Annotated in this window: 17 protein-coding genes; 9 read left to right on the top strand and 8 right to left on the bottom strand. The window is 73.5% G+C overall.

Annotated features, from left to right (window positions below):
* Positions 1-59: 59 nt before the first annotated feature.
* Complete coding sequence (locus ACWGR4_RS25775; RefSeq protein WP_452132177.1) at positions 60-1691, top strand: sensor histidine kinase; 1632 nt, start codon at positions 60-62, stop codon at positions 1689-1691.
* Positions 1688-2386, top strand: coding sequence for a response regulator (locus tag ACWGR4_RS25770; protein WP_380003760.1), 699 nt, complete (start codon positions 1688-1690; stop codon positions 2384-2386). Before ACWGR4_RS25775 ends, ACWGR4_RS25770 begins: the two co-directional genes overlap by 4 nt.
* A gap of 154 nt (positions 2387-2540) precedes the next feature.
* On the opposite strand, the gene ACWGR4_RS25765 is transcribed toward ACWGR4_RS25770, so the two are convergent.
* Positions 2541-3428 (bottom strand): polysaccharide deacetylase family protein, encoded by an 888-nt coding sequence (locus tag ACWGR4_RS25765; RefSeq protein WP_452134244.1) that lies wholly within the window; start codon positions 3426-3428, stop codon positions 2541-2543.
* A 528-nt stretch (positions 3429-3956) separates the two neighbouring features.
* Between ACWGR4_RS25765 and ACWGR4_RS25760 the strand changes: the two genes are divergently transcribed.
* The 3 genes from ACWGR4_RS25760 (at position 3957) to ACWGR4_RS25750 (ending at position 7956) form a co-directional block, all read left to right on the top strand.
* Complete coding sequence (locus tag ACWGR4_RS25760) at positions 3957-4421, top strand: VOC family protein (RefSeq protein WP_380003758.1); 465 nt, start codon at positions 3957-3959, stop codon at positions 4419-4421.
* Positions 4422-4507: 86 nt separating this feature from the next.
* Entirely contained in the window at positions 4508-5113 is a 606-nt protein-coding gene (locus ACWGR4_RS25755; protein ID WP_380003757.1) for an acyl-CoA-like ligand-binding transcription factor, read from the top strand.
* A gap of 173 nt (positions 5114-5286) precedes the next feature.
* On the top strand, positions 5287-7956 hold the full coding sequence (locus ACWGR4_RS25750) for an AAA family ATPase (RefSeq protein WP_452130370.1): 2670 nt from the start codon (positions 5287-5289) through the stop codon (positions 7954-7956).
* Positions 7957-7987: 31 nt separating this feature from the next.
* Here ACWGR4_RS25750 and ACWGR4_RS25745 read toward each other — a convergent pair whose 3' ends face one another.
* The 5 genes from ACWGR4_RS25745 to ACWGR4_RS25725 all read right to left on the bottom strand — a co-directional run bounded on the left by ACWGR4_RS25745 (position 7988) and on the right by ACWGR4_RS25725 (position 15990).
* A complete protein-coding gene (locus tag ACWGR4_RS25745; protein ID WP_452130369.1) occupies positions 7988-10987 on the bottom strand; it encodes an acyl-CoA dehydrogenase family protein in 3000 nt (999 codons plus the stop codon).
* Between the two features lie 308 nt (positions 10988-11295).
* A complete protein-coding gene (locus tag ACWGR4_RS25740) occupies positions 11296-12948 on the bottom strand; it encodes an MFS transporter (RefSeq protein ID WP_452130368.1) in 1653 nt (550 codons plus the stop codon).
* Between the two features lie 173 nt (positions 12949-13121).
* Complete coding sequence (locus tag ACWGR4_RS25735) at positions 13122-13769, bottom strand: GerMN domain-containing protein (RefSeq protein WP_452130367.1); 648 nt, start codon at positions 13767-13769, stop codon at positions 13122-13124.
* A 23-nt stretch (positions 13770-13792) separates the two neighbouring features.
* Positions 13793-15313, bottom strand: coding sequence for an ATP-binding protein (locus ACWGR4_RS25730; RefSeq protein ID WP_452130366.1), 1521 nt, complete (start codon positions 15311-15313; stop codon positions 13793-13795).
* On the bottom strand, positions 15310-15990 hold the full coding sequence (locus ACWGR4_RS25725) for a response regulator (protein ID WP_452130365.1): 681 nt from the start codon (positions 15988-15990) through the stop codon (positions 15310-15312). Before ACWGR4_RS25725 ends, ACWGR4_RS25730 begins: the two co-directional genes overlap by 4 nt.
* Before the next feature lie 122 nt (positions 15991-16112).
* On the opposite strand from ACWGR4_RS25725, the gene ACWGR4_RS25720 reads away from it, so the two are divergent.
* The 4 genes from ACWGR4_RS25720 to ACWGR4_RS25705 all read left to right on the top strand — a co-directional run bounded on the left by ACWGR4_RS25720 (position 16113) and on the right by ACWGR4_RS25705 (position 23666).
* A complete protein-coding gene (locus ACWGR4_RS25720) occupies positions 16113-17354 on the top strand; it encodes a D-alanyl-D-alanine carboxypeptidase family protein (RefSeq protein ID WP_452130364.1) in 1242 nt (413 codons plus the stop codon).
* Positions 17355-17531: 177 nt separating this feature from the next.
* Positions 17532-19274, top strand: coding sequence for an RNA ligase family protein (locus ACWGR4_RS25715; RefSeq protein ID WP_452130363.1), 1743 nt, complete (start codon positions 17532-17534; stop codon positions 19272-19274).
* On the top strand, positions 19274-22177 hold the full coding sequence (locus ACWGR4_RS25710) for a poly(A) polymerase (RefSeq protein ID WP_452130362.1): 2904 nt from the start codon (positions 19274-19276) through the stop codon (positions 22175-22177). Before ACWGR4_RS25715 ends, ACWGR4_RS25710 begins: the two co-directional genes overlap by 1 nt.
* A gap of 217 nt (positions 22178-22394) precedes the next feature.
* Positions 22395-23666, top strand: coding sequence for a cytochrome P450 family protein (locus tag ACWGR4_RS25705; RefSeq protein ID WP_380003748.1), 1272 nt, complete (start codon positions 22395-22397; stop codon positions 23664-23666).
* Here ACWGR4_RS25705 and ACWGR4_RS25700 read toward each other — a convergent pair.
* Both ACWGR4_RS25700 and ACWGR4_RS25695 read right to left on the bottom strand, forming a co-directional pair.
* Positions 23646-24461: an ABC transporter ATP-binding protein gene (locus ACWGR4_RS25700; RefSeq protein WP_380003894.1), complete on the bottom strand. Its 816-nt coding sequence runs from the start codon at positions 24459-24461 to the stop codon at positions 23646-23648. The genes ACWGR4_RS25705 and ACWGR4_RS25700 overlap by 21 nt on opposite strands.
* A 32-nt stretch (positions 24462-24493) precedes the next feature.
* Positions 24494-25486, bottom strand: coding sequence for a FecCD family ABC transporter permease (locus ACWGR4_RS25695; RefSeq protein WP_452130373.1), 993 nt, complete (start codon positions 25484-25486; stop codon positions 24494-24496).
* Position 25487 lies beyond the last annotated feature (1 nt).

The raw sequence follows: 25487 nt of genomic DNA, 5'->3' as shown, positions 1-25487 counted from the left end.
GAAACCTCGGTAATGGACGTCTTGCCCCGGACCCGGGACGTCCGTCGATAATCTCCGGCATGGCCAACCAGAGCATCGCGCGGCAAGTCCTGCTGTGGCAGCTCGCCCTCGTCCTGCTCCTCGTCGCGACCGGCTCCGGCGTGGCGCTGCACGCCGTGCATCGGTCGGGCGCGCAGACCGCCCGGGAACGCGCGCTCGACGTGGCGCGCACCCTGGCCCGATCCCCGGGTCTGGCCGAGGCGGCCGGCTCGGCGGACCCGACCGCCCGCCTCCAGCCGACGGCCGAGACCATCCGCCGGGAGAACAAGGTCGACTTCGTGGTGGTGATGAGCATCGAGGGCATCCGGTACACCCATCCGGACCCGACCCGGATCGGCAAGACCTTCCTCGGCCACATCGACGGCGCCGCGCACGGGCGGACCACCACGGAGACGTACACCGGCACCCTGGGCCCGTCGGTGCGGGCCGTGGTCCCGGTCCTCGGCCCCGACGGGCGGCCGGTGGCGCTGGTCTCGGTCGGCGTGACCAATCGCCGCGTCGATGCACTGGTCGGCGCGGAGATCCCGCTCGTGCTCACCGTCGCGGCCGGCGCGCTGGCCCTGGCCTGTGCGGCGAGCATGGCGGTGCACCATCGGCTGCGTCGGCAGACGCTGGGGCTCGGACCGGTCGAGCTGCGGCGGGTGTACGAGCACCACGACGCGGTGTTGCACGCGGTGCGCGAGGGGCTGGCGGTGGTGGACGCGGACGGTCGGCTGGTGTTGGCCAACGACGAGGCGGTCCGTCTGCTCGCACTGCCGGCCGACTTCGAGGGTCGGCACGTGGGCACGCTCGACCTGGACGAGTCGCTGGCGGACACCCTCGCCGCGGGCCGCACCGTGGCGGACCAGATCCACCTGTGCGGCACCCGCGCGCTCGCGGTCAACGTCAGTCCGACCGGGCGCGACGGGCGGATGGTGGCCACCTTCCGGGACCACACCGAACTGCGGGCGCTGGTGGGTGAGTTGGATCAGGTGCGCGGCTTCGCCGACGCTCTGCGCGCGTCCGCCCACGAGGCGGGCAACCGGCTGCACACGGTCGTCGCGCTGGTCGAACTGGGGCGCGGCGAGGAGGCGATCCGCTTCGCCACCGGCGAATTGGCCGCCGCCCAGGACCTGGCCGACGAACTCACCAACGCGGTGTCCGAACCGGCCCTGGCCGCACTGCTGTTCGGGAAGCACGCGCAGGCCGCCGAGCGCGGCGTGCAGTTGACCGTGACGGGTGGGCCGGCCGCCGACACGGACGCCGACCCGTTGGACGCGCTGGCCGCCCGCTTCGATCCGCGCGATCTGGTCACGGTGCTGGGGAATCTGGTCGACAACGCGATCGACGCCGCGGTGTCCGCGCCGCCGCCGCGCACGGTGCAGGTGACGGTGGGCGCCGATCCGGACGCCGACGGCGCGTTGCTGCTGCGGGTGGCGGACAGCGGGCCCGGGATCGACGAACCGCTCACCACCCGGGTGTTCGAGCGCGGCTGGAGCACCAAGGAGGCGTACGGATCGCAGGGACGCGGGCTCGGCCTGGCCCTGGTCCGTGCCACGGTGGCCCGGCACGCGGGCAGCGTGGAGGTGGCGCGCGGCCCCGACGGCGGCGCGGTGTTCACCGTCCGGCTGCCCGCCGCCGTACCGCGACCGCGATCGGAGGAGGACGCGTGATCCGCACCCTGGTGGTCGAGGACGACCCCGTACTCGCCGACGCGCACGCGGTGTTCACCGGCCGCGTCCCCGGCTTCGAGATCGCCGGCGTCACCGGCAGCGGCACCGAGGCGCTGCGGCTGTTGTCCACGCGCCGGGTCGACCTGGTCCTGCTCGACCTGTACCTCCCGGACCTGCACGGCCTCGACCTGTGCCGGAGCATGCGCGCGCAGGGCCACGAGGCCGACGTGGTCGCGGTCACCTCGGCGCGTGATCTGCGCCTGGTCCGCTCGGCGGTGTCCCTGGGCGTGGTGCAGTATTTGCTCAAACCGTTCTCGTTCGCCGCGTTCCGCGAACGCCTGGACGGCTACGCGGAATACCGCCGCCGCATCGCCGAGGTCGACACCCCGGCGGCGGCGGGCGGCCAACACGCGGTCGACGGCGCCTTCGCCGCCCTACGCGGCACCTCCGATTCACCCCCGCTCCCCAAGGGCCTGGCCGCAGCCACCTTCGAAGCCATCGTGGCCCAACTCGGCACCGGCACAGCCACCTCGGCCGCCGACGTGGCCACCGCACTGGGCATCTCCCGCCCCACGGCCCGGCGCTACCTGGACCACCTGTCCGCCCGCCGCCTGGTAACCCGCGAACCCCGCTACGGCGGCGCCGGCCGCCCGGAGTACATCTACCGCTGGCACCGACCCGGCACAAACGGCTAGCCGGCCGGAGCGACGCCCACATCCCCCTACCCCCGGGCCCACACGAACCCCGCGCCGCTCGACGCCGGCCACCCGAAATCCGTTCGGGCCCGGACCGCCGGTCGGCCACGGCTCCTGGCATCGCCCGGTGGCGGCTCGCGGGGGACGTCCCGGCTCAGGGCTGTGGGGCGTCCGACAGACGGACGAACTTGTATCCCTGCTGGAGGAGTTCGGGCACGGCCAGGCGGATCCCGGCCGCCGTGCCGCCGCGTGGGTGATTGAAGTGGCCGATCACGACCGAACCCGGGCGTACGTCGCGCATGGCCTTGCGGACCTGTTCGGGGGTGAAGGTGGCCCCGCCGTCGGCGTTCACGTGGAAGCTCGCGAACCGCTCGCCGAGGTCGGTGACGATCCTCGCCGCCACGTCGTCGCAATACGCGGTCCCGGAGCGGAAGAACTTCGGCGGGTGGCCGAGCAGTTCGGTGAGCCTGGCCCGGTTTCCGGAGACCTCGTCGTAGACCTCGCCCGCGTCCTTGGTCCCGGGGATCCCGTACGCCGAGCGCCCGGACACGGACAGCGGCAGGTGCCGGGTGCCGTGATTGGCGATCTCGAACAGCGGATCGGCGGCCAGTTGCCGCAGTACGGCCGGATTCTCGTCGATCCACCGGGAGTTGACGAACAGCGTCGCAGGCACGGAGCGTTCGTGCAGGAAGTCGATCAGGGCCCGGTCGTATTCGCTGCCGCCCTTGCCACCACAGGCGTCGAAAGTCAGCGCGGCCACCTTGGCGTTGCCCGGCAGCCGGGACAACGACCCGGGCACCTCGAGGCCCCAGCCGGTGGGCGTCTGCTTCCCGTACCGGGCGACGATCTCCGCGCGGGTCGGACCGACGGCCGTCGGCACGGTCGCGGTAGGCCGGGGCGCATCGCCGCCGGGCGGCGCGGGCCGCCCGGCGGCGGGCGGGGGCGGAGCCGTCGTGGGCGCGGCGGTCTTCCCCGACTCCGAACACCCCGCCAGCAGCCCACCAAGCGCAGCCGCCAACACCACCCGCCGGCCCACATCCATCGCGCCGCTCCTCCACCCGACCCACCCGCGCGACGCCACCCGCCACACAGCGCTCACCCTAGAAGACCACGCCACCCAAAACGCCCCCGAACCAACCCACCCGCCCAAGCCCCAACACCCCCAAGCAGCCCAACCACCAACCCAGACCAAGCACCCCCCACGCAACCCGCCCGATCCCACAAGCACACCCACCACGAGAACCACCGCAAACACCCAGCACCCAGCACCCAGCACCCAGCACCCAGCACCCCAACCGGCGCACAGACGCATCCGATGCGCGCGCCCCACCGCGGCAGCCAACCGCACCGCCAAGCAGCCCGTCGGCCGGCGCAGCCTCCGGCCACACGAACGCCCCTCGTACCCGATCGGCCACTCACCTGGCCGGGCGAGCGACACCGGGCCGACCCGCACGGCGCAGGCCGCCGCGTATGTGGCTTGCGCTTGGTCGGGGCGGCCGATGGGCGTTGTTGCCCGAGCGGGTGATCGTGGCGGGCGTTGGTTGTCGGAGGCGCCGGGTAGCGTGCGCGCATGGCTCCCCGTATCGACTTCACGCTCGATTGTGCCGATGCCCTGCTCCTGGCCGACTTCTGGAAGACCGCGCTCGGCTACATCGACGAGCCGCCGCCCGCCCCGTTCAAGACCCGCCTGGAGTGGATGGCCCACGTCGCGCCCGACGAGGAGATCGTCGGCGGCGTGATCACGGACGCGGCCTGGTTGTGCGACCCCGACGGGGTCGGGCCCCGGCTGGGCATCCTGACCGTTCCCGAGCCGAAGACCGTGAAGAACCGACTGCACCTGGACATCCGGGTCCCGTGGCACGCCGACGCGGCGGAGCGGTGGGCGCGCGTCCAGGCCGAGTCCGCGCGGTTGGTCGAGGCGGGCGGCCGGGTGCTGGTCGAAGACACCGGTCATCACGTGGTGATGGCCGACCCCGAGGGCAACGAGTTCTGCGTCGCGGTGGGCCCGGCCCCGGCCGCCCCCGCCCGCGACTGACCGGACACGCCGCCCGGCCCCGACGCCCGGCCCAGGCCCGGACAGTACGCTGGTCGGACGCCGAGTATCCGAGCATGAGGTGTCCGATGACGTCGTCCTCCCCCGCAGCGCCGACGGTCGGGATCCGGGAGCGCAAGAAGGCTCGGACACGCGCGGCCATCCAGGGCGCGGCGTTGCGGCTGTTCGACGAGCGGGGCTACGACGCGACCACGGTCGAGCAGATCGCCGAGGCGGCCGAGGTGGCGCCGAGTACGGTCTTCCGCTACTTCGCCACCAAGGAGGACCTGGTCCTCTCCGACGCCTACGACCCGGTGTTCCTGGAGTCGTTGCGCAGCCGGCCGGCGGAACTGCCGCCGATCCCGACACTGCGGGCGGCGCTGCGCGAGACGTTGGCCACGCTGACCCCCGACGAACTGGCCGAGGCACGGCGGCGAACCGTACTGATGTTGTCGGTGCCGACGCTGCGCGGACTGAGCTTCGCCAACTTCGTCGAGGTCATGCGCACGGTCACCGCGCTGCTCGCGGAGCGAACCGGGTACGGCGCCGACGATCCGGCGATCCGAGCGCTGACGGGCGCCGCGTTCGGCATCATGCTGGACACGATGGTGCGTTGGGCGGACGAGCCGGACCTGGATCTGATCACCACCCTCGACGACGCCCTCGCCCGCCTGGAGGCGGGCCTTCCGCTCTAGCGTGTGACTTCAAACCCCCGCCCGCCGCAACTCGGCGGGCCATCGCGGGCATTCCGGGCCCGGACCTTCCCGCCACGGATGATCTCCCCTACAGTCACTACGGGTCAATGGCCGGTTACCGATGGTTGACTTGTTCCATGTGACCGGGGTTTCATGCACCGGTGGGAGAACGTGTGCAGGCCGACATTTGGGGGCGCGCGGAGGCCATGGAGTTCATCGAACGAGGTCCGGAATTCGGCAGGTTACGCACCGCGCTCAAGGAGTGCGCCGAGGCGCAGGGCGGCATCGTCCTGATCGAGGCGGGGGTCGGCTGCGGTAAGACCGAGACGTTGTCCTGGGTCGGCGAACGGGCCGGCGACATCGGCGCACTGCTGCTGACCGCGACCGGATCGCGCACCACGAGCGGGCAACCACTGGGCATGCTCCGCCAGTTCCTGGACGGCCCGGCCCTACCCGCCGAACTCGCCGCGCCGCCGGCCGAGATGCTCGACGACGGCGACGCGCCGCGCGCGGCCCGCCGGCTCACCACCGCGCTGCACGACGTCGCGCGTCGGCACCCGGTGGTGGTGTGCGTGGACGACCTCCAGCACGCCGACGCCGCGTCCGTCCAGTGCCTGCTGCACCTGGGCCGCCACTCCACCCGGGCCCGGGTCCTGGTGCTGTTCGCCCGTTCCCCCGGCCCGACGCTGCAGGACCCGCAGTTGGACACGGAGTTCCTGCGCCAACCGGGACTGCGCCGGATCCGGCTCGCCCCGCTGAGCCCGGCCGGCGTGGCCGAGCTGTCGGCCGTGGGGTTCGACCCGCCGGGGCGGGAGCATGCCCGCGAGTTCCACGAAATCACCGGCGGCAACCCGCTGTTGCTCCGCGCGCTGGTCGAGGAGTTGCGATCGGCGACCGAACGTCCCGCCACGACCCCGCTGCGGCCCGCGCCCGGCGGCCCGTACAGCCAGGCGGTACGCGCCTGCCTGCGACGCGGCGGCGGCGGCATGTGGCGGGTGGCCAAGGCGCTGGCGATCCTGGGCGCACCCGCGTCCGCCGAGGTATCGGGCGCGCTCGCCGGCACCACTCCGGTGGCCACCGCACAGGGCCTGGGCGCCCTGGCCGCCGCCGGCCTGATCGCGGAGGACCGCCTGCGCCGGGCGGCCCGAACCGCGCTGCTGGACAGCCTGGATCCGGCCGAGCAGGGCGCGCTGCACCGCCGGGCGGCCACGATCCTGCGACATGAGGGCGCCCCGGCGGCGCGGACGGTCCGGCACCTGCTCGCCGCGCACGATGTCCCGGACCCGTGGGCGGTGGGCGTGTTGCGCGAGGCCGCCGAGGAGGCGTTGTCCCGGGACCGGGCCCGACGTGCCATCGACTACCTGGAGTTGGCCGCCGAACAGTGCCGCGACCCCTCGATCCGGGCCGAGATCCATGTGCGACTGGCCGAGATCTCCTGGCGGCTCAACCCGAGCGCCGCCGAACAGCGTTGCCTGGGCGAGCCGTTGACCGCGCTCGCGGTCGGCGACCTGCCCGAGTCGAGCATGGCCTCGGTGGCCCGACAACTGCGCGCCCACGGCCGGCTCGACGCGGCGCGCGAGGTGTTCGACCGGCTCCGCAAGCGCACCGACCCCCGAGCCGAGTGGGTCGAATACGTCGAGTCGGACGTGCCGTTCCCGTGGTCGGACGATCCCGGCCCGAGCGCGTCGGCGACCGATCCGGCCGAGCGGCTGGAGGCCGCCGAACAGCTCCTGCGCGTGTCGGGGCTGACGGACGTGACGCTGTTCCCGATCGTCACCGCCGCGCGGTTGCTGATCGCCCGCGACCGGGCGGGCGCCGCGGAGGCGCACTGCCGGGACTTCCTTGCCGAATCGATCCGGCGCGAAGCCCCCGGCTGGGTGGCGGTGTTCGCCTCCGCGTGTGCCGAAGCGGCGCTGCATCAGGGGCGGCTGCCGGACGCGGAAGGCTACGCACGTCAGGCGATGGCGGCGATGCCCGAGCACACCGGCAGCCTGTACCTCGGCGGCCCGCTGGCCGGGCTGATCTCGGTGTACACCGCGATGGGCGACTACGAGGCCGCGGCCCGTCAGGTGAACCGGCCGGTCACCAAGGCGCTGTACTCCAGCCTGCACGGCCTCACCTACCTCCGCGCCCGGGGCCGCTTCCACCTGGCCACCGACCGGGCCCGCGCGGCGCTCGCCGACTTCCTGCACGTGGCCTGGCTGGTCCACACCTGGCGGGTGGACCAGCCGTTCCTGATCCCGTGGCGAACCGACGTCGCGGAGGCGCTGCTGCGCCTGGACGAGACCGAGCGGGCCCGGCGTTTGGTGGTCGAGCAGTTGCGGCTGTGCGGTCCCGGGGGCGGCCGGGTCCGCGGCACGGCGTTGCGCCTGCGGGCGATGACGGTGGACGTCGCCGAGCGCCCGGAACTGCTCACCCAGGCGGTCGAGGCACTGCGCCGCTCCGAGGACCCCCTGGAACTGGCCCACACCCTCGAAGCCCTGGCCGAGTCGTACCGCGCCCGGGCCGAACCGGCCCGCGCCGCAACGCTCCAAAGCCGCGTCTGGCACCTCACCCGCGACTGCGGCGCCCGCCCGCGCTACCGCGCCGTCGCGCACGCGTACGCCGACCTGCTCACCGCCTCCACCGGCACCCCCACCACCGGCGACACCAACCTCAGCGAATCGGAGAAGCGTGTGGCGGCGCTCGCCGCCTGCGGGTACAGCAACCGAGGCATCTCGGAGGAACTGTTCATCACGGTCAGCACCGTCGAGCAACACCTCACCAGGGTCTACCGAAAGCTGGACATCAAGAACCGCCGAGAACTCCCGTCCCACCTGCGCACGGGCCTCCACAAAGTCTGATCGTTCGGAGTCGTCGAGGTCGCCGAACGTGTCACACACGGGCAGGTAGGCCGAGGGAGTGGGCCAGTAGGTCGTGGTGCAGGTCGTCGGTGTCGCCGGCCGGGGTGTAGGGCGGGGCGGGCCACAGTTCCGGCTCGAAGCCTCCGGCTCCCGGTGCGCCCGGGGCGCCGGCGCCCAGGACCGCTGCGGGGCCGAGGAGTTCGAGGCCGATCGGGCCGAAGTCGGCGGCCAGTTCGGCACCGAGTACCCGAGCCGCCGAGGCGTGCAGACGCGGATGCTCCGCCCGGCCGCCCGGCGCGGGTACCGCCGCCGCGGCGGCCAGGAGCCGCACGGCCTGGGTCCGCACGGCCAGTTCGGCCACCGCGGCTCGGGCCGCGGACCCACGAGCACCCGCCACGGGCCGTGTCCCGGCGCCCGCACGCAGCAGTCCGATCAGGTCCGTCAGGCGACGATGCAACGTGGCCGCGACGTCGCCGAGCAGGATCGGCTCGGCGGCGAACGTCTCGGCGACCGGCGCCCAACCACCGCCCACGGCACCGATCCTGGCCGAGTCGGATACCCGGACCTCGTCGAGCAACACGATGCACCCCCTCTCGCCTGCCGGCGACCGATGCGGTCGCAGCAGTACGCCCGGCGCGTCGGTGGGCACCAGAAAGACGGTGAGCCCGGCACGCGGCGACTCGACGTCGGCGTCGGTACGGGCCACCAGCCACATCCGGTCGGCGCGATGTGCGTCGGCCGTCCATATCCGCGCGCCGGTGAGGATCCAGTCGTCCCGCTCGCCGGCACCGGTACGGACCGCACTCGCCCGCACCGCGGCCGGATCGAAGTCGGCCTCGGACCACCGGTATCCCAACGCGATCCGAATCGTGCCCTCCCGCAACGCCGGCAACAGCCGCGCCCGCTGCTCCGCCGAGCCGTACCGGGCGATCGCCGGGCCGAACACGGTCGCGGTGGTCAGCGCGTCCAGGATCGGCAGCCGAAGCCGGCAGACCTCCTGCCGAAGCGCGAACCGCTCGGCGGGAGTTCCCCCGCCCCCACCGTGCGCCCCCGACCACCCGAGCGCAAACCACCCATGCCCGGCAGCCTCTGCCACGACCGCGGGATCATCAACGCCGTCACCATCCGGCGAGGCAACGAAACAGGCCCCGCCAACCCGCCCGAAATCGGACCGCACGACAGCCCCCCGCCCGGAAACAGCCGCAGCCGAGTCGGACGTGGGCGCAGCGGAAACGGCAACCGAGACGGGCCCAGCGCACGCAGGCATGGTGGGCGCGGGCGCGGGCGCGGCCAAGGTAGGCGAGGCGGACATCGGCGCAGCGAAGGCGGGCGTGGCCGAGCCGGGCCCGGCAGACGCAGACGCGGCGGACGTGGACACGGCGGGCGTGGACGCGCCGGACACGCCCGAGGCAGACGCGGGCACGGCCGAGACGGGGGCACCCGGGGCGGCCGTTGGCGCGGCCAAGGTGGGCGAGACGGACATGGGCGCGGTGGTCACGGGCGCAGCGGAGGCACGCGTGGCCGAGCCGGGCCCGGCAACCTCAGACGCGGTGGACGTGAGCGCGGCCCGTCCGTCCGAGGCGGGCGCGGGGGCGGGCTCCTCCGAGACGGGCGCGGAGGCGGGCAACGGCGGCGGTGCTGCCGAACCCGACGAGTACGCCGCCGCGTTCGCGGCCTCCGGCCTCTGCTGCGACCCCGGCCCCGTCTCCCGTCGCGAAGTCGATTGCGGTTCCGATTCCGATTGCGATTCCAATTCCGCCTCCGCTCCCGGTTCCCGCTCCGATTCCGCCCCCCGCTCCGATCCCGAACCCGTGTCCGGCACCCCCTCCGATCCCGGCCCCGCCGCCGACGCCGTCGGCCCCCACCGCCCCGATGCCACCTTGCGGCACGCCTCCCGCACGGCCTCGCCGTCCGGACCCAGCCACGGGTCCGGCAGGGCGGACGTACGAACACCTGTCCCGTGCACGGCGGCGCCCGCCGCGGTGTCGCCACCCGGGGTCTCCTCCAGCAGCCGATCCGCCGCGTCCCCGCCGGGCGCCGCGAACGCGCGCAGGCAGGCCAGGTCGGCCCGTACCCGATGGAACAACCACGGCGTCTCGTGTTCGTCGGAGCAGCCGGCCACGGCCGGCTCATGGTGTGCGCCGAACCGTACACGCGGCGCGACCCGCCGGATCTGCGCGACGGCCAACTCGGCGGCGATCGCCCAATCACCCGCGCCCTCCGCATAGCGCCGCACCGCGTCGGCGATCAACAGATCGCCCGCGCCCAGTTCCATACGATCGGCCCGCTGCCGCACCGCGGCAAACGCACCCACCGGCTCGCCGGCCCGAGTACGCACCCTGGCGTGCGCGAGCGCCGCCCCCGCCACCCGTTCCGCGGCGCCGAGCGCCCGTGCGGCCCAGCCGAGCCGCAGCACCGTCACCGCACGATCGGCCTCGGCGGCGGAGAGTTCGAGGTAGGCCAGCGCCGAGCCGAGGCGGGCCCGGGTCCACCCCGGCACCGCCAAGTCCTCGACCGGGTCGACCGCCTCGATCCGATGCAGCCCCATCTGCCCACCGCCGGGCGGCAGTTGTAGGACATGGCTGGCCACGTCGCCCGCCTCGACCAGGCAACCGGCCCCCGGCATCCCCGGATCACCCGGCAACGCCGTCGCCACCCGGACGCCGCCGTCGCCGATCGCCGTGGCCAGCCCGACATGTTCGGCGAACAACCGTGCCGCGACGAATCCCGCCGACACCGGCAACGGACACGCGGCCCGACCGAGCACCCGGGCCAGCGTGATCGAGGCGGCGAGATCGTCCTCGCGCCCGAGGTCGAACCAGCCGTGCCCGGCGCCCATTTCCCACAGGCGATCCAGATCTCCCGTCGGCGCGGCGGCGGCTCCTCCCCAGTGCCGGGCGATCAGCCCCGCCGCGACCTCGGCGAACCCCTCGTCTCCGGCGAGGTCTTCGGCCTCGGCGGACTCCCCACCCCCCGCCAACCCTTCGGCCCCGGCAAACCCCTCGACCTCGTCCCGGCGCGACACATGCATGGCGCGGCTCCCTTCGGCGATGGCGCCGAACCGTGCGTCCGCGAACCCCTGCCGATTCGACGGGAGTTCGCGGACGGTGATCCGGTGCGTACGGTGACCCGGCGCGTACGGCGCTCCCGGATCCCCTCCGGCGGCCGACGCGACCCCCCGCGCTCCGGTCGTGGCTTGCCGGGCCGTCGCTGGGCACGACGACCCGGCGGTCAACCGGTTGGCTCGGCCAGCGTATGAACCCGACCACGACCGGGGGAACCCCTGACCCGGCCCTTACCCCGGGTCCGACCGCCCCCTACTCGACCCGGGGTCGCCAATCACCCCTCCGCGCCGACCGGTTGGGATCCCGGCGCCGAATCAACCACACCGCGTCGCCTCCACCAGACCCCGCCACCCCGCCGCCCCGCCCCCGGCATGAACACGAGCGCGACGATCAACCCGAGCACCGCGACGCCGCCCGACACGAGCAGGGCCAGATCCATCCCGTGCACGAACGCCCCCCGCACCGAGGCCGACATCGGCGCCGAGCCGACCCTGCCCGCGACCTCCGCGCCGCCGAACACCCCGGAACGGGCGGTGTGCAGGTCGGCGGCGGACAGATCCGGAACCCGCAGCCGATCCCGATACCCGGTCAGCGCCACACTGCCCAAAATCGCCGAACCGAACGGCGCACCCACCTTGTTCGCCGCCTGCAACACCGCGGCCTCCACCCCGCTGCGCCCCTCCGACACCTCCGACAGCGCGGCGGATGTCGACGTCGCCATCGCCAGCCCCATCCCCGCCCCGCTCAGCCCCATCCACAACGCGACGAACCACGTACTCGACCGCACACCCGTCGCCCCGCCCATCAGCAGCCCCGCCGCCATCAGCACGAACCCGACCGCCACCGCGACCTTGACCCCCAATACCCGGGCCACCCGATCCGCCGGCACCGCCCCGATCACCAACCCGCCGATGATCGGCAACAACCGCGCCCCCGAACCCATCGCGTCGGTGCCCCGCACCGCCTGGAAGTACTGCGGCATCGTGAACAACACTCCGATGTTCGCGAACACCGCGATACCGATCAGCACCACACCCCACGTGTACGACCTCGACGCGAATACCCGCAGATCCAGAAGGGGTTGCCCACCGCGCCGACACCCGAGCCGATGCTCATATCGCCCGAACGCGGCGAGCAGCACCAGGCCGCCGCCGATCGACCCCCAGGCCCAAGCGTCGTCCCAGCCGTGCTCCCCAGCCCGAATCAACCCGAGGGTCACACACGCCAATCCACCGGTGGACAACAACACCCCGACCGGATCCGGCCGCGACCGACGCCCCACGGCGGCCTCCGCCGCCGTCCCCGTCCCCGTCCCCGTCCCCGGAACCAATACCGACACCACCGCCACACCCACCAACGCGACCGGCACGTTGATCAGGAACACCCACCCCCACCACAGATGCGTCAGCATCCACCCGCCGAGCAGCGGACCCAGCGGCAGCGCAAGGAAGTTCGCCGCCGACCACACCCCCACGGCCCGCGGCCGCTCGTCCACCGGGAACAACACCGTCAACGCCGACAACGCCATCACCACGATCCCCGCGCCGGCCACCCCGAGCACCGCACGCGCCGCGATGAACCACCCGGGCGTCATGGCGTACGCACACCCCGCCGACGACAGCGCGAACAACGACAGCGAGACGACCAACACCCGCTTGTGCCCCAGCCGATCGCCGAGCAGCCCCATCGGCAACATCGCCGCCGCCAGGAACAGCAGGTACGAGGACGAGAACCACTGCAAATCCGAAGCCGTCGCCTCCAGATCCCCCGCCAACCTCGGCAGGGCCACACTCAGCACGGTGCCATCCAGCCCCACCGCCAACATGGCCAGACTCAACGCGGCCAACGCCCACCACCTGCGGCGCCCGACACCGACCGCGCCCACCGCCGCCGTCCCCGCCTCGCCCACCATTCCCGGCGCGCCCATGCGCTGCTCCCTTGTCGAGGCTCGACTCACCCTGGGAGCAGACACTCTTTTGAAAGTCGACTCCAATTTCGGAGCCTACTCCTATTATTTTCGACCCCAACAGTATCTACGCGCGTTGATTCTTGCCTCGAGTCGGCGCCGGATACCCCCGCAGCCCACCACGGCCCCTTCGATCAGTCGGCCGGCGGGACGGGCGGAAGGCGGCCGGGGGCCACCTGCTCGGCGGTCTCCGGCCCCGAGCCGGGCCGACGAGGCGGGAGCGCGCTTCCGGAGCCGCCGGAGGTACCGACGAGCGAGGTCGGGCAGGCCCGGTTCTCGGCGCGCTGGACGGGGGTGATCACCGAGACCGCGCCCGAGCCGCCGCCGGGGAGGTTGCGGCTGCCGGCGGTCGCGGCGGTACAGATCACCTGCTCCAGCGCGGTCTCGCCGAGCGGACTCGCGCCGGCCAGCTCCACCCGGAGCGTGCCGTACTCGACCACCGTCACCCGCGCGGGGCCGACCCCCACCGGGATCGCCGTACTCACACCCGTCAGCGTCTCCTCGCGCGTCGGCCCCGCGAGCAGCAGGTCGATCGCGGCCTGCGGACTGTCGCCGCCGGACGAGGTGCGCAACTCGGGGACGACCCGGTGGGCGTCGACCATGTACACGTACACCCCACTCGGATGGTTCGCGTCGGCGGGCGGAATGATGCCGTCGGCCGGCTGACCCGCCTCGATCGCGCCGGTGGCCGGAATCCCGCAGCCGGACCCGACCGCGAGCAACACCGCCGCCAGGAACGGCAGTCGCAGTCGGGCGTCCCCGTTCCCGTGCTTCGTCCCCATCCGCCTCCGCAGCTGCCGCACCCTCATCCGTCCTCCCGACCTTCGGTGCCGACGCGGGCATGGCGGGGCAGTTCCACCGTGAACTCCGCACCTCCGTCGGGGCGGTTCGCCGCCCGGATGAGTCCGTCGTGCAGCCGGACGTTCTCCAGCGTGATCGCCATGCCCAGGCCGCTGCCGGACGAACGGGTGCGCGCCGCATCGGCCTTGAAGAAACGCTCGAAGACCCGATCCAGGGTTTCCGCGGCGAGTCCGGGACCCCGGTCGGCGACGGTGAGTACGACCCAGTCGCCGTCGTCGCGCCGCTCGGCCGCCAGCGCCACCTCCACCGGCGGCGCACCGTGACGCAGCGCGTTGCCGACCAGGTTGGCCACCACCACGTCCAGCCGCCGCGGGTCGACCTCGGCCCGGATCCCCTCCGGCAGCCGGGTCGTCACCGCGTCCCGCCACCCCCGCGCGGCCAGGCAGCGGCGGACCGCCTCCGCCATGTCCAACTCGTCCACGTGCAGCGCGGCGGCGCGCGCGTCGAAGCGGGAGATCTCCATCAGGTCGTCGACCAGCCGGGTGAGCTTGCCGGTCTCCGAAGAGATCAGTCGCAGTGCCGCGGCCGTGTCGGGGTCCAGGTGTTCGGCCGCGGCGTCCTCGTCCAGTACGTCGGTCACCGCGGTCATCGCGGCCAGCGGGGTGCGCAGTTCGTGCGAGACGTCCGCGGCGAACGCCCGGGCCCGCGCCTCCAGTCTGCGCAGCCGCGCGTCGTGTTCCTCCAGCGCCGCCGCGGTGTGGTTGAAGTCCTGGGCCAGCTCCGCGAGTTCGTCCCCGCCCTTGACCTGGAGGCGGGTGTCCAGGCGGCCCCGGGCCAGTCGCCGGGTGGCCCGCTGTAGGGCCCGGACCGGGCGCAGCACGCCGCCCGCGACGATCAGCGCCAGGACCAGCGCGGCCAGCACCGCGGGGATGGCGCCGTTGCGTGCGGCGCGGACCAGGGCGGCCTCCTCCTCCACCTGGGTCTGCATCGGCGTCATCACGTAGACCTCCACCCCGGAGGCGGTGGTCCGGCCCGTGCCACTGAAGGCGATCGGCACACCGACCGCGAGCAGCACCCGTCCGTTGCGGCGCACCCGTTGGAAGGCGGTCGCGGTGCGCCCGGCGACGGTGCCCCGCAGTTCGGTGGGGATCTGGCTCGGCCCGAAGTCGCGAGTGGTCGTCGCCCACATGTCCCGATATCCGACCGCCACCGCCCAGTGGTCGGTGCGGGTGCGGGGGTCCACGAGTGCGGCGATCCGCTCCAGCGCGGCCTGGTCGGGCGGGTACGGCGTCAACCGCGCGACGGTCTGGACCCGGTCGCGTACCGAGTGCACCGTCGAGTCCTGGGCCCGCTGCAACATCGCGCCGCGCGCCTCACGGTAGGTCAGCGCGGCCGTCGTCAGCGCGGCGAACATGGCCACCAGCAGACAGGCCGCCGCCAGCCGCACCCGCAGGCCGCGCAGCCCGCGCAGTACGGCACGCGGCGTGGCACGCAGCCCGCGCAGCCCACCACCGGACCCACTCACAGCGGGCCGAACCGATAGCCGAAGCCGCGCACGGTCTGGATGTATCGGGCGGGCCGCTCCGCGTCCTCGATCTTGATCCGCAGCCGTTTGACACACGCGTCCACCAGTCGGCTGTCGCCCAGGTACGGGTGTTCCCAGACCGCTTCGAGCAGTTGGCCCCGGCTGAACACCCGGCCGGGGGCGGCGGACAGCGCCAGGAGCAGCCGCAGTTCGGAGGGGGCGAGGGGGATCGGCCGGCCGCCCTTGGACACGGTCAGCGCGGTGCGGTCCAGGGTCAGGTCGCCGTGCACCTCCCGGCGACCGGCGGGCGTGGCCGAGTCGGCGCGCCGCAGTACCGCCCGGATCCGCGCCTCCAGGACCCGGGACTGCACGGGCTTGACCACGTAGTCGTCGGCGCCGGCTTCCAGACCCACCACGATGTCCATGTCCTCGTCGCGCGCGGTCAACATGATCACCGGCAGCGTGCCGGCCCGCCGGATCCGCCGGCACACCTCGAAGCCGTCGATGCCGGGCAGCATCACGTCCAGCACGACGAGGTCGGGATCGAATTCGGCCACCCCGGCCAGCCCCTCCTCGCCGCTGTGCCGCACCTGGGCGGTGTAGCCCTGTCGGCGCAGCCCGAGGGCCAACCCCTCGGCCACGGCGGGGTCGTCTTCGATCAAGAGCACACGAACCATTGGGTCAGTATCGAACAGCCCCCGGCCCCGAATCCCGCACCACCGGCCGATCGCGCGGGTTGTGACACAACGGTCTTGTTCCCGGCCGAATGCGGTCATCCGAGGTCGCCATGGTCGATCCCATGAAGCCTTACGACGTCGCCACCACGCGGGCGACCACCCCGAAAACCACCAAGGCCGCCGCCGTGCCCAGCGACACCAGGGCCCACCGAGCCGGGGACTCCGGGCCCGCCCGGGTCCCGGCCGCCGCCACCCGTGTCACCGACCACGTCGCGGGTTCGGCTCCGACGTCGGTCCAGGTCACCGCCGCCCTCGTCTCGGCCCCCGCCGCCGATCCGGCCGCCGCCCGCGCCGCCGCCGGATCCGCCGCCATCGCCCCCGCCACCGCCACCGGCCCCGGCCCCGGCCGTCGCGCCTCCGCGAAGCGCCGCGCCGCTCTCGCCGGTCGACGTCGGTCGTTGCGAGGGCCGGCCGCGCTGGTCGTCGGGGCGTTGCTCGCGCTGGTCGCGGGTTGTGCGGACGATTCCGGGCCGGCCACGCGTACCGCCCCGGTGACCGCGACCGTCTCCGCCACCGACGGCGACCTCACGCTCCAACCCGATTGGCCCAAGGACGGCCAAGCGGCGCTGTCCGTGGACGGCGCCCGCACGCCCCTCACCTCCGGCACCGCCAAGCCGACGCCGACCGCGAGCGTGGCCAAGGTGATGACGGCGTACGTCTTCCTCAAGGCCAAGCCGCTCGCGGCCGGCAGCTCGGGACCGTCCTTCACCATCTCCGCCGAGGAGGCCGCCCGCTCCGCCGACCGGCTGCGTCGCTCGGAGAGCCTGACCCCGATCACGGCGGGCGAGACCTTCACCCAACGCCGGGCCCTGGAGGCGCTGATGGTGGTGTCGGCGAACAACATCGCCCACGAGATCGCCCGCTGGGTCGACGGCGGCGACGCGGCGTTCGTGGCCCGAATGAACCGCACCGCCCGCGAGTTGGGCATGACGAACACCACGTACACCGACCCCAGCGGCTACGACCCCGCCACCGTGAGCACCGCCGCCGACCAGGTCAAGCTGTTCGGCGCGGCCATGCGCGACCCGGGCTTCGCCTCGATCGCCGGCGTCCCCTCCTACACCGACTCCGCCCGAGCCACCAAGCCCAACGGGAACTCGCTCCTGGGCCGGGACGGCGTGGTAGCCGGCAAAACCGGCTTCACCACCCCCGCCGGCGCCAACCTGGTCTTCGCCGCCGAACGCCAACTCAACGGCCGCAAGCACCTGATCATCGGCGCGGTCATGTCCCAGCACCGAGGCAAGACCGCAGCCGCCGCGATCTCCGAATCCGAAAAGCTCCTCACGTCGGTCGGAAAGCCGTAAGCCGTCAGCCGTCATCCCCACGCCCCGGCGCCCCGCGCCCCGTGCCGACCGCCCCGTGCCACCCACCCCCACCCGGCCGAAATTCGATGGCCCCACCCCGCCCCTCCTCCTACAGTGACCGAGGCTCCCGCAAGGCTCGAGACCGGATCGGGCCCGGGGATCAGAAGCGGAGGGGACATGCGTACGCACTATCCCCGCACCCCGCACGTCCCCTGGTCCCCGGGCGCCGGCGCCGACGACATCCGGTCGGGCGATCTGTCCGCGCTCCGCGGCCTCGAGGTCGTGGTCACCGAGAAGCTCGACGGCGAGAACACCACGCTCTACTCCGACGGGCTCCACGCGCGCTCGCTCGACTCGCAGCACCACCCCTCCCGCACCTGGGTCAAGGGACTCCAGGGGCGGATCGGCGCGCGGATCCCGGCCGGGTGGCGGGTGTGCGGGGAGAACATGTACGCACACCACTCGATCGGCTACGACACGCTGGCGAGTTGGTTCTACGGCTTCTCGGTCTGGGCCGGCGACGACTGCCTGGGCTGGGACGAGAGCACGCGTTTCCTGCGCCGTCTGGGCATACCGACCCCGCCGGTGTTGTGGCGCGGCGTGTTCGACGAACGCGCGTTGCGTGCGATCCGGCTCGACCCCGCGCGGCAGGAGGGCTTCGTCGTACGCTCCGTCGAGGGTTTCCCCCGCGCCGAGTTCGGCCGCCGAGTGGCCAAGTGGGTGCGCCGCGGCCACGTGCAGACCGACACGCACTGGATGCACGCCGCGGTGATCCCCAACGGCCTCGGCCCGAACGCCGCGCTCTGGGACGTGCGTTCCGGCGCCGAGCCCGACCTCCCCGCCCTGTTCCGCCTCCTGGGTCGGGACGAACCCACCCCCGCCATCGTCGAGTTGGCGGCCGACGCCTGCGCCCGCGTCGACGTCCTGGGCCGCTCCGGCGACGCGCGACTGACCGGCGTACTCGCCGCCGCCCTGCACACCGAGCCCCGCGCCGCGCTCGCCGCCGAATCGGCATCGGCGCTCGGCATGCCCGCGGCCCGCCGGATCGCCGACCTGGTCGGCCTCCAGGCCCTGCTGCGCCGCCCGTTCCCGGACGACGAACGCCCGCGCGGGCTGGCCAGGTTGGCGGTCGCCGCCGACCTGGGCGTGCTGCACGCGGTCGCCGGTGCCGTGGCAGCCGCCCGGACCGACCCCGACACCGCCCCGGCGGACGCCGCCGCGGAATACGAGCGGGTCGAGTGGTCGACCCTGCTCGCCGCCGACGCCGGCCTCAGCGACGAGGCCCCCCTGGCGCCGCTGCGGGCCCGGGCCCGCGCCGCGTTCGCCGACCTGCCGCCGGACGTGGCCGACCGCTGCTGGGCCGAACTGCGCGACGCCCACGCCAAGGGCTGGACCATGCCGCCCGAGGCGACCCGCCGGCACTGGTCCGGGGACTTCCCCCGGCTGGTGCACCTGATCGGCCGCTCGGGCAGCGGCAAGAGCACCTACGCCCGCCGACTCCCCGACGTCGCCGCCCACATCGCCCTCGACGACCTGCGCGAGGCCCGCGGCGCCCGGGCCGACCAGCGGGCCAACGGCGACGTGTTGCGCGAGGGTCTGGATCGCCTCGACGCCGCGCTCGCCGCCGGGGGTACGGTGGTCTGGGACGCCACCTCGCTCACCGGCCCGCAACGGACCGCGGTGTCCGCCATCGCGCACCGCCGCAACGCGCTGACCACACACACCATCGTGCTGGTCGGCGAGGACGAGCTGACCGCTCGCAACGCCACGCGCGAACACCCGATCCCGCCGGCCGTACTCGCCGCGCAGGGACGCCGGTTCGCCCCGCCCTACCCCGGACAGGCGAGCCGGACCCGGTACATCGGTGCCGGCGGCACCGTCGACGACGTCGCCGGCTCCCTGGACGCGGAGGAGGCGTGATGCGTACCAGCGAGGAGATCTACCACCGGGTGCGCTGGGATCCCCGATTCGACCCGGCCCGCTTCGTCCTGGCGGTCAGCCGACGCGGCGCCGAGCCGAAACGCATCGCGCTGCCCGCGTTCGTCCCCGGCGGGGACATCCCGTGGCATCGGGTGTTGCGCATCGAGGCGGACGGCGAGGTGGTGTGGGATCGGGCCGAACGTGTGGACCGGATCGACACCTGCACCGTCGGCCGCGCACACGACCCGCGCCGCCTGCGCGCACCCTTCTTCACCGCACGCGAACCGTACGCGTTCGACCCGGCCAAGGGCCGCTGGCTGCCCGTGCCCGCACCGACAACCCCGGCGACATCAACAGCCGCGCCCAATCCCGGTGCCCCCGCCCGCATCCGTGTGCTGACCTGGAACACCCTCTGGGACCGCTACGACGCCGACCGCATCGACACCGCCCGCCGCCGACCACGCCTGCTCACCGCGCTGGCGGCGGCCGACGCGGACGTGATCGCGCTCCAGGAGGTCGAACCCGACCTGATCGCGCTGCTCACCGCCGAGCCGTGGCTGCGCGCGGCGTACACGATGGACACCGATCCCGCCGGCCGGGACATCGCCGACAGCGGACTGGTCCTGCTCAGCCGACTGCCGGTGCGCGAGGCCGGACGACACGTACTGGGCCCGTTCAAGGCCGTGGCGGCGATCACCGTGGACACCGGCGCCACGCCGCTGGTCGTCGCCGTCACCCACCTGACCAGCGACCACGCCCAGGACGGGCCCGGTCGCCGCCGCGTCGAACTCGCCGCGCTCGCCGACGGGTTCGCGGGCGTACCGGACGACCTGGTCGTGGTCGGCGACTTCAACGACGGCGCCGCGGGCCCGACCGGCCCCGCCGCCGCGCTCGGGCTGACCGACGCGTGGACGCAGGTACACGGCCCCGACGACCACACGCCCACCTTCGACCCGGGCGTCAACCCGCTCGCGGCCATCGGCTCCCGCACCGGCCGCGCCGCACGCCTGGACCGAATCCTGCTCCGCACGGGCACCTGGCGCACCGAAACGGCCGTGCTCCAAGGCGACGAGGCCGACCCCGACGGCCTGTACATCTCCGACCACTTCGGTGTCCGGGCCGACCTCGTGACCGGCGCCGACACCCGCACCGCCGTCCTCGACGCGGCCCCGACGGCACGCACCGCACTGGCCTGGCTGCCCCCGAAGCACCTGTGGCCGGACCTCCAGGCCCTCCGCCGCGCCCACGACCCGCAGGTGGACCGCCGGCCGCCGCACGTCAACATCCTCTTCGGCTTCGTCCCGGAGGCCGCCTTCACCCGCGCCGCCCCGCTGCTCACCGCCGCGGCAGCGCAAGTCGCTCCATTCGTGGCACAGTTGTCCGGCGTACACACCTTCGGCCACCGCCAGGACGCCACCGTCTGGCTCGACCCGGCGGCGGCCGACGAGGACGCGTGGGCGCATCTCCACGGGACCTTCGCCCGCCACTTCCCCAACTGCCACGCGCACGGCAGGCCCTACACCCCGCACCTGACCCTGGGCCGCAGCGACAACCCCCACCAGACGGCGGCCACATGCGCGGCCCACCTGAGCCCGACGTCCGCCCGGGTCGACACCCTGGTCCTCCTCTCCCGCCGAGGCGACGAGCCGATGCGACCCAGGGCCGTCCTGACCCTGGGCACGGGAACCCTGAGGTGGCTACCGGAACACCCCGACCACAAAGCCGACACCCACGGGCCGTCCCTCCCCACCGACCCGGAACGGGACGCGCACGCACGGCGGATCGCTCGCCGCATCGCGGGGGCGTTGGACGAGGGCGTGGTGTCCGTGGTCGGCTCCCGGCGGATGGCCTGCGCCGCCCCCGACGCGGACCTGGACCTCGTCCTGGCCCTGCCCGGCACGATCGACCTCGGTGAGGTGGCGGCCCGGGTCGCCACCGCCCTGCCCGAGGCCGACGGCATCCGTCCCGTGATCGGCGCCCGCGTGCCCGGACTGCGCCTGAGCGTCGGCGACATGACCACCGACCTCGTACTGGTCGGCACCGGACGAATCCCGCCCGCCGACGCGGTGGACCGCCGCGCCGAACTCGGCGAACCGGCGGCCGTCGCGCTGAGCGCGGTCACCGACGCCGACGCGATCCTGAGCGCGGTCGGCGCGGCACACGCGAGGTTCGCCGTACTGTCCCGGCAGGTCAAAGCCTGGGCGCACGCACGCGGCCTGGACTCCGCCCCCTTCGGCGGACTCCCGGGCGTGGCCTGGTCGATACTCGCCGCCCGAACCACCATCGACGCCGCACCCGATGCCACCGAGGGCGACCTGCTCCGAGACTTCTTCGCCGGCTGGGCCGCATGGGACTGGCGCACCCCGGTAAGCCTCTCCCACCGCGGCACCCACCCGGAACCGACCACCACCGTCGGCGCCGGAGCACCGATGTCGATCCTGACACCGAGTCACCCGGTGCGCTCCTGCACCGAACAGGTGGCCTCCGGCGGTCGCGACCTCCTGACCGACGAGCTGTACCGCGCGTGGGAGATCCTGACCGCCGCGGAGTCCGAGGGCACCGACCCGTGGTCCGAGGCAACCGAACCACCCCCGCTGCACCGCCGTCACGCGGCCTGGCTGGTCCTGACCGTACATCCCTCCGCCCCCGACGAGTTCGCCGCGACGACCGGACGACTCCGGGGCCGCGTGCGCTCGTTGCTCAAACTCCTTGAGGAGGCCGGTATCCGGGACGCCCACGCCTGGCCCCGCCCCTTCGACGCCGGCACCCGCTACGCCATCGGCCTCGGCGCCGCCCCGCCCACCGCCGCAGACCTCGCCAAGTGCACCGACCGCTGGACCCGTTCCCTGCCGGGCGTCGCCCTCACCCACACCGACGGCGGCGCGATCCCGACCCTCACCTGATTCCCGGCCGCCCCGCTCGCCATCGCTCCCGCCGGTTTCGCACCGATTCGATTCCTTCGCACGGTTGTCATACCTCGCCGCGAGGCGTAGAAGAGAGAGGAACGCACCGCCGGGGGGATTCGGTGTGCTTGGCGAACTCCGCTTCGCGAACTCCGCTTCACCAAGTGCCACTCGGCCCGGCGGTGATCCCGGACGTTCCCCGCGAAGGGAGCCAGGCATGTCGGCAGAGCCCGTTCATCGATGCCCCGTTCTCGACCCCACCGCCCGAGCCGCACACGCCGAAGCCGCCGCGCTGCGCGCGCGGGGCCCGGCCGTGCTGATCGAACTCCCGGGCGGCGTGAAAGCCTGGGCCATCACCCGGCACAGCGTCATCCAGGCGCTGACGCTCGACCCCCGAGTCTCCCGCGACTTCCGTCGGCACTGGCCGGGACTGGCCGACGTACCCGCCGGATGGCCACTCGCGCCGGTCGCGCTCCAGCAGGGCTTCGTCAACAGATACGGCGAGGACCATCGCCGCCGACGTGCCCACGTCGCCCCGTCGTTCGCGCCGCGCCGCGTGCAACGTATGCGGCCACAGGTCCAGGCGACCGCGGATCGCCTGGTCGAGGCCATCGCCGCGGTCCCGCCCGGGGAAAGCGTCGACATCCGCAGCACGTTGTCCCTGCCGCTGACCATGACGGTCATCTGCGACCTGCTGGGCGTGCCCGACACCATGCGCCGCACCCTCGGTGCCGCGATCGACGCGATCCTGGACACCGCGGCCGACGCCGCCACGGCAATCGCCTACCAGGTCGAACTCCAGGCCGGATTGAACGAGTTGCTGGACCACAAACAACGCAACCCCGGCCTCGACGTGACCACCGACCTCCTGGCCACAACACAGGACCGGACCGCCGGCGCCACCACCGGCACGACCCCACCCGTTCGTCAGGAACTGCTCGACTCGCTCTTCCTGATGCTCGGCGCCGGCTACGAAACCTCGGTGAACCTGATCACCAGCGCCCTGTACGCGCTGCTCTCCCACCCCGAACACCTGGACCGGCTCCGGGCGAAGACCATCGACTGGGACGACATCATCGAGGAAACCCTGCGCCACAACGGCCCGGTCATGTTCCTCCCCATGCGCTACGCGATCGAGGACATCGACCTGGGCGAGGGAGTCACCATCCCCCGGGGCGACCCGATCATCATCGGCTTCGCCGCCGCCGGCCGGGACCCCGCCGTGCATCCGAACGCTCCCGACACCTTCGACCCCACCCGCGCCGACAAGTCCCACCTGGCCTTCGGCCACGGCCCGCACTACTGCCTGGGCGCCCACCTGGCCCGCCTGGAAGCCGAAGTGGCCCTGACCACGTTGTTCGACCGCCTGCCCCACCTGGCCCTGACCCACCCGGAGCTCCCCCCGCCCCCGGTCCCCTCCCTCCTGGTCAACGGCCCCGCCCACCTGCACATCACCCCCACGCCGGTGTCACCGGCGCAGGCCGGGTGATTCGACCGTCATCGCCGCCGGCGGGGCCGTGGTCCGGTGGTCGACGGCGATCAGGAGGTCACCCGTCAAGGGGTGGTCCAGGACGGCCGCCCTGATGCCGAAGACCTCGGCCAGCAGGGCCGGGGTCAGCACCTCCCTCGGGGTGCCCGACGCGCGGACCCGGCCCTCGTGCAGCACGTGCAGGCGGTCGCAGACGGAGGCCGCCGCGTTGAGGTCGTGCAGGGCGATCAGCGTCGTGCGGTCCTGGGCCCGGAGGAGGGTGAGGAGTTCGACCTGATGGCGTACGTCCAGGTGGTTGGTGGGTTCGTCCAGGACCAGGACATCCGGCTCCTGGGCCAACGCCCGCGCCAGCAGCACCCGTTGGCGTTCGCCGCCGGACAGGGTGGCGAACCGGCGGCCCTGGTGCTCCTCCACGCCGGTTTGCACCAGCGCGATCAGTACCGCCGCGCGGTCGGCGGCGCTGTCCCCCGCGAACGCCTTCTGGTACGGGGTACGGCCCATCGCGACCACCTCGCGCACCGTGAACTCGAAGTCGCTCTCCCGCTCCTGCGGCAGTGCCGCCACGTGCCGGGCCGCCGCGGCCGGAGTCATCGACCGCAGGTCGCGCTCGCCCAGCAGGACCCGGCCGCCCTGCGGCTTCAGGTGGCGGTAGACCGTGCGCAGCAGGGTGGACTTTCCGCTGCCGTTGGGTCCGACCAAACCGGTGATCTCCCCGGCGGCGGCGATCAGTTCGACACCGGCCAGGATGTCCCGCCCGGCCAGCACGACCCGCAGGTCCTCGACGGTGATCCGCATCGCGTCGTCGGCGGCGGCCGTCGCCTCGCCACTCATCGGGTCTCCAACCGTCGGTCGAGCAGGAGCAGCAGCACCGGTGCGCCGATCACGGCCGTGACCACACCGATCGGCAACTCCTGAGTACCGATCGCGGTTCGGGCCAGGGTGTCGACCGCGACCAGCAACACCGCGCCGAACAGCGCCGACACCGGCAACAACCGACGATGATCGCCGCCGATCAGCAACCGGCACACGTGCGGGACCATCAGCCCGACGAAGCCGATCGCCCCCGACACCGAGACCAGCACCCCGGTCAACACGCTGGTCACCGCGAACAGTTCGCGCCGCAGCCGGGCCACGTCCACACCCAGCCCGGCGGCCGTCTCGTCGCCCATCAGGAGCGCGTTCAACGCGCGGGCGCGGGCTTGGAGCACGAGCAGGCCGAGCCCGACGGCGGCCGTCGGCAGCGCCAACTGCTCCCACTGGGCGCCGCTCAGACTGCCCATCAGCCAAAACAGCACGCCGCGCGTCTGCTGTTCGTCGCCCGCCTGCAGGACCAGGAAGCTGGTGAACCCGGACAGGAACTGGCCCACGCCGATCCCGGCCAACACCAGGCGCAGCGGGGAGAATCCGCCGCCGCGCCGGGCCAGCGCCCACACCAGCGCGAAGGCCGCCAGTGCGCCGGCGAAGGCCGAGGCGGACAGGCCCCAGCCGAGCACACCGCCCGTGCCCGCCCCGAGCACGATCACCGCGATCGCGCCCAGCGAGGCGCCGGAGGAGATGCCGAGCAGGTACGGATCGGCCAACGGATTGCGCACCAGGGCCTGCACTGCGGCGCCGACCAGGCCAAGGCCCGCGCCCACCACGGCGGCCAACAGGGCGCGCGGCAGTCGGAGTTGCCACACGATCAAGTCCCGCGTACCGGCCTGCGGCGGCTCACCCCGCAACCGCCGCCCGACCACCGACCACACCTCGCCGATCGGGATGTCCACCGACCCGAACGACACCGCCGACGTCAACGCGACGACCAGCAACACCGCCAGCACC

It is taken from the genome of Embleya sp. NPDC055664, from assembly GCF_053618075.1.
Note: the sequence above shows the minus strand (reverse complement) of the source record. Positions and strands in the feature narration are given on the sequence as shown.

What these genes read in the sequence shown, in the direction of transcription:
- ACWGR4_RS25775 (WP_452132177.1), top strand. Translation starts at nt 60, where the DNA reads ATGGCCAACCAGAGCATCGCGCGGCAAGTCCTGCTGTGGCAGCTCGCC.
- ACWGR4_RS25765 (WP_452134244.1), bottom strand. Translation starts at nt 3,428, where the DNA reads ATGGATGTGGGCCGGCGGGTGGTGTTGGCGGCTGCGCTTGGTGGGCTG.
- ACWGR4_RS25760 (WP_380003758.1), top strand. Translation starts at nt 3,957, where the DNA reads ATGGCTCCCCGTATCGACTTCACGCTCGATTGTGCCGATGCCCTGCTC.
- ACWGR4_RS25755 (WP_380003757.1), top strand. Translation starts at nt 4,508, where the DNA reads ATGACGTCGTCCTCCCCCGCAGCGCCGACGGTCGGGATCCGGGAGCGC.
- ACWGR4_RS25745 (WP_452130369.1), bottom strand. Translation starts at nt 10,987, where the DNA reads ATGCATGTGTCGCGCCGGGACGAGGTCGAGGGGTTTGCCGGGGCCGAA.
- ACWGR4_RS25740 (WP_452130368.1), bottom strand. Translation starts at nt 12,948, where the DNA reads ATGGGCGCGCCGGGAATGGTGGGCGAGGCGGGGACGGCGGCGGTGGGC.
- ACWGR4_RS25735 (WP_452130367.1), bottom strand. Translation starts at nt 13,769, where the DNA reads ATGGGGACGAAGCACGGGAACGGGGACGCCCGACTGCGACTGCCGTTC.
- ACWGR4_RS25725 (WP_452130365.1), bottom strand. Translation starts at nt 15,990, where the DNA reads ATGGTTCGTGTGCTCTTGATCGAAGACGACCCCGCCGTGGCCGAGGGG.
- ACWGR4_RS25720 (WP_452130364.1), top strand. Translation starts at nt 16,113, where the DNA reads ATGAAGCCTTACGACGTCGCCACCACGCGGGCGACCACCCCGAAAACC.
- ACWGR4_RS25715 (WP_452130363.1), top strand. Translation starts at nt 17,532, where the DNA reads ATGCGTACGCACTATCCCCGCACCCCGCACGTCCCCTGGTCCCCGGGC.
- ACWGR4_RS25710 (WP_452130362.1), top strand. Translation starts at nt 19,274, where the DNA reads ATGCGTACCAGCGAGGAGATCTACCACCGGGTGCGCTGGGATCCCCGA.
- ACWGR4_RS25705 (WP_380003748.1), top strand. Translation starts at nt 22,395, where the DNA reads ATGTCGGCAGAGCCCGTTCATCGATGCCCCGTTCTCGACCCCACCGCC.
- ACWGR4_RS25700 (WP_380003894.1), bottom strand. Translation starts at nt 24,461, where the DNA reads ATGCGGATCACCGTCGAGGACCTGCGGGTCGTGCTGGCCGGGCGGGAC.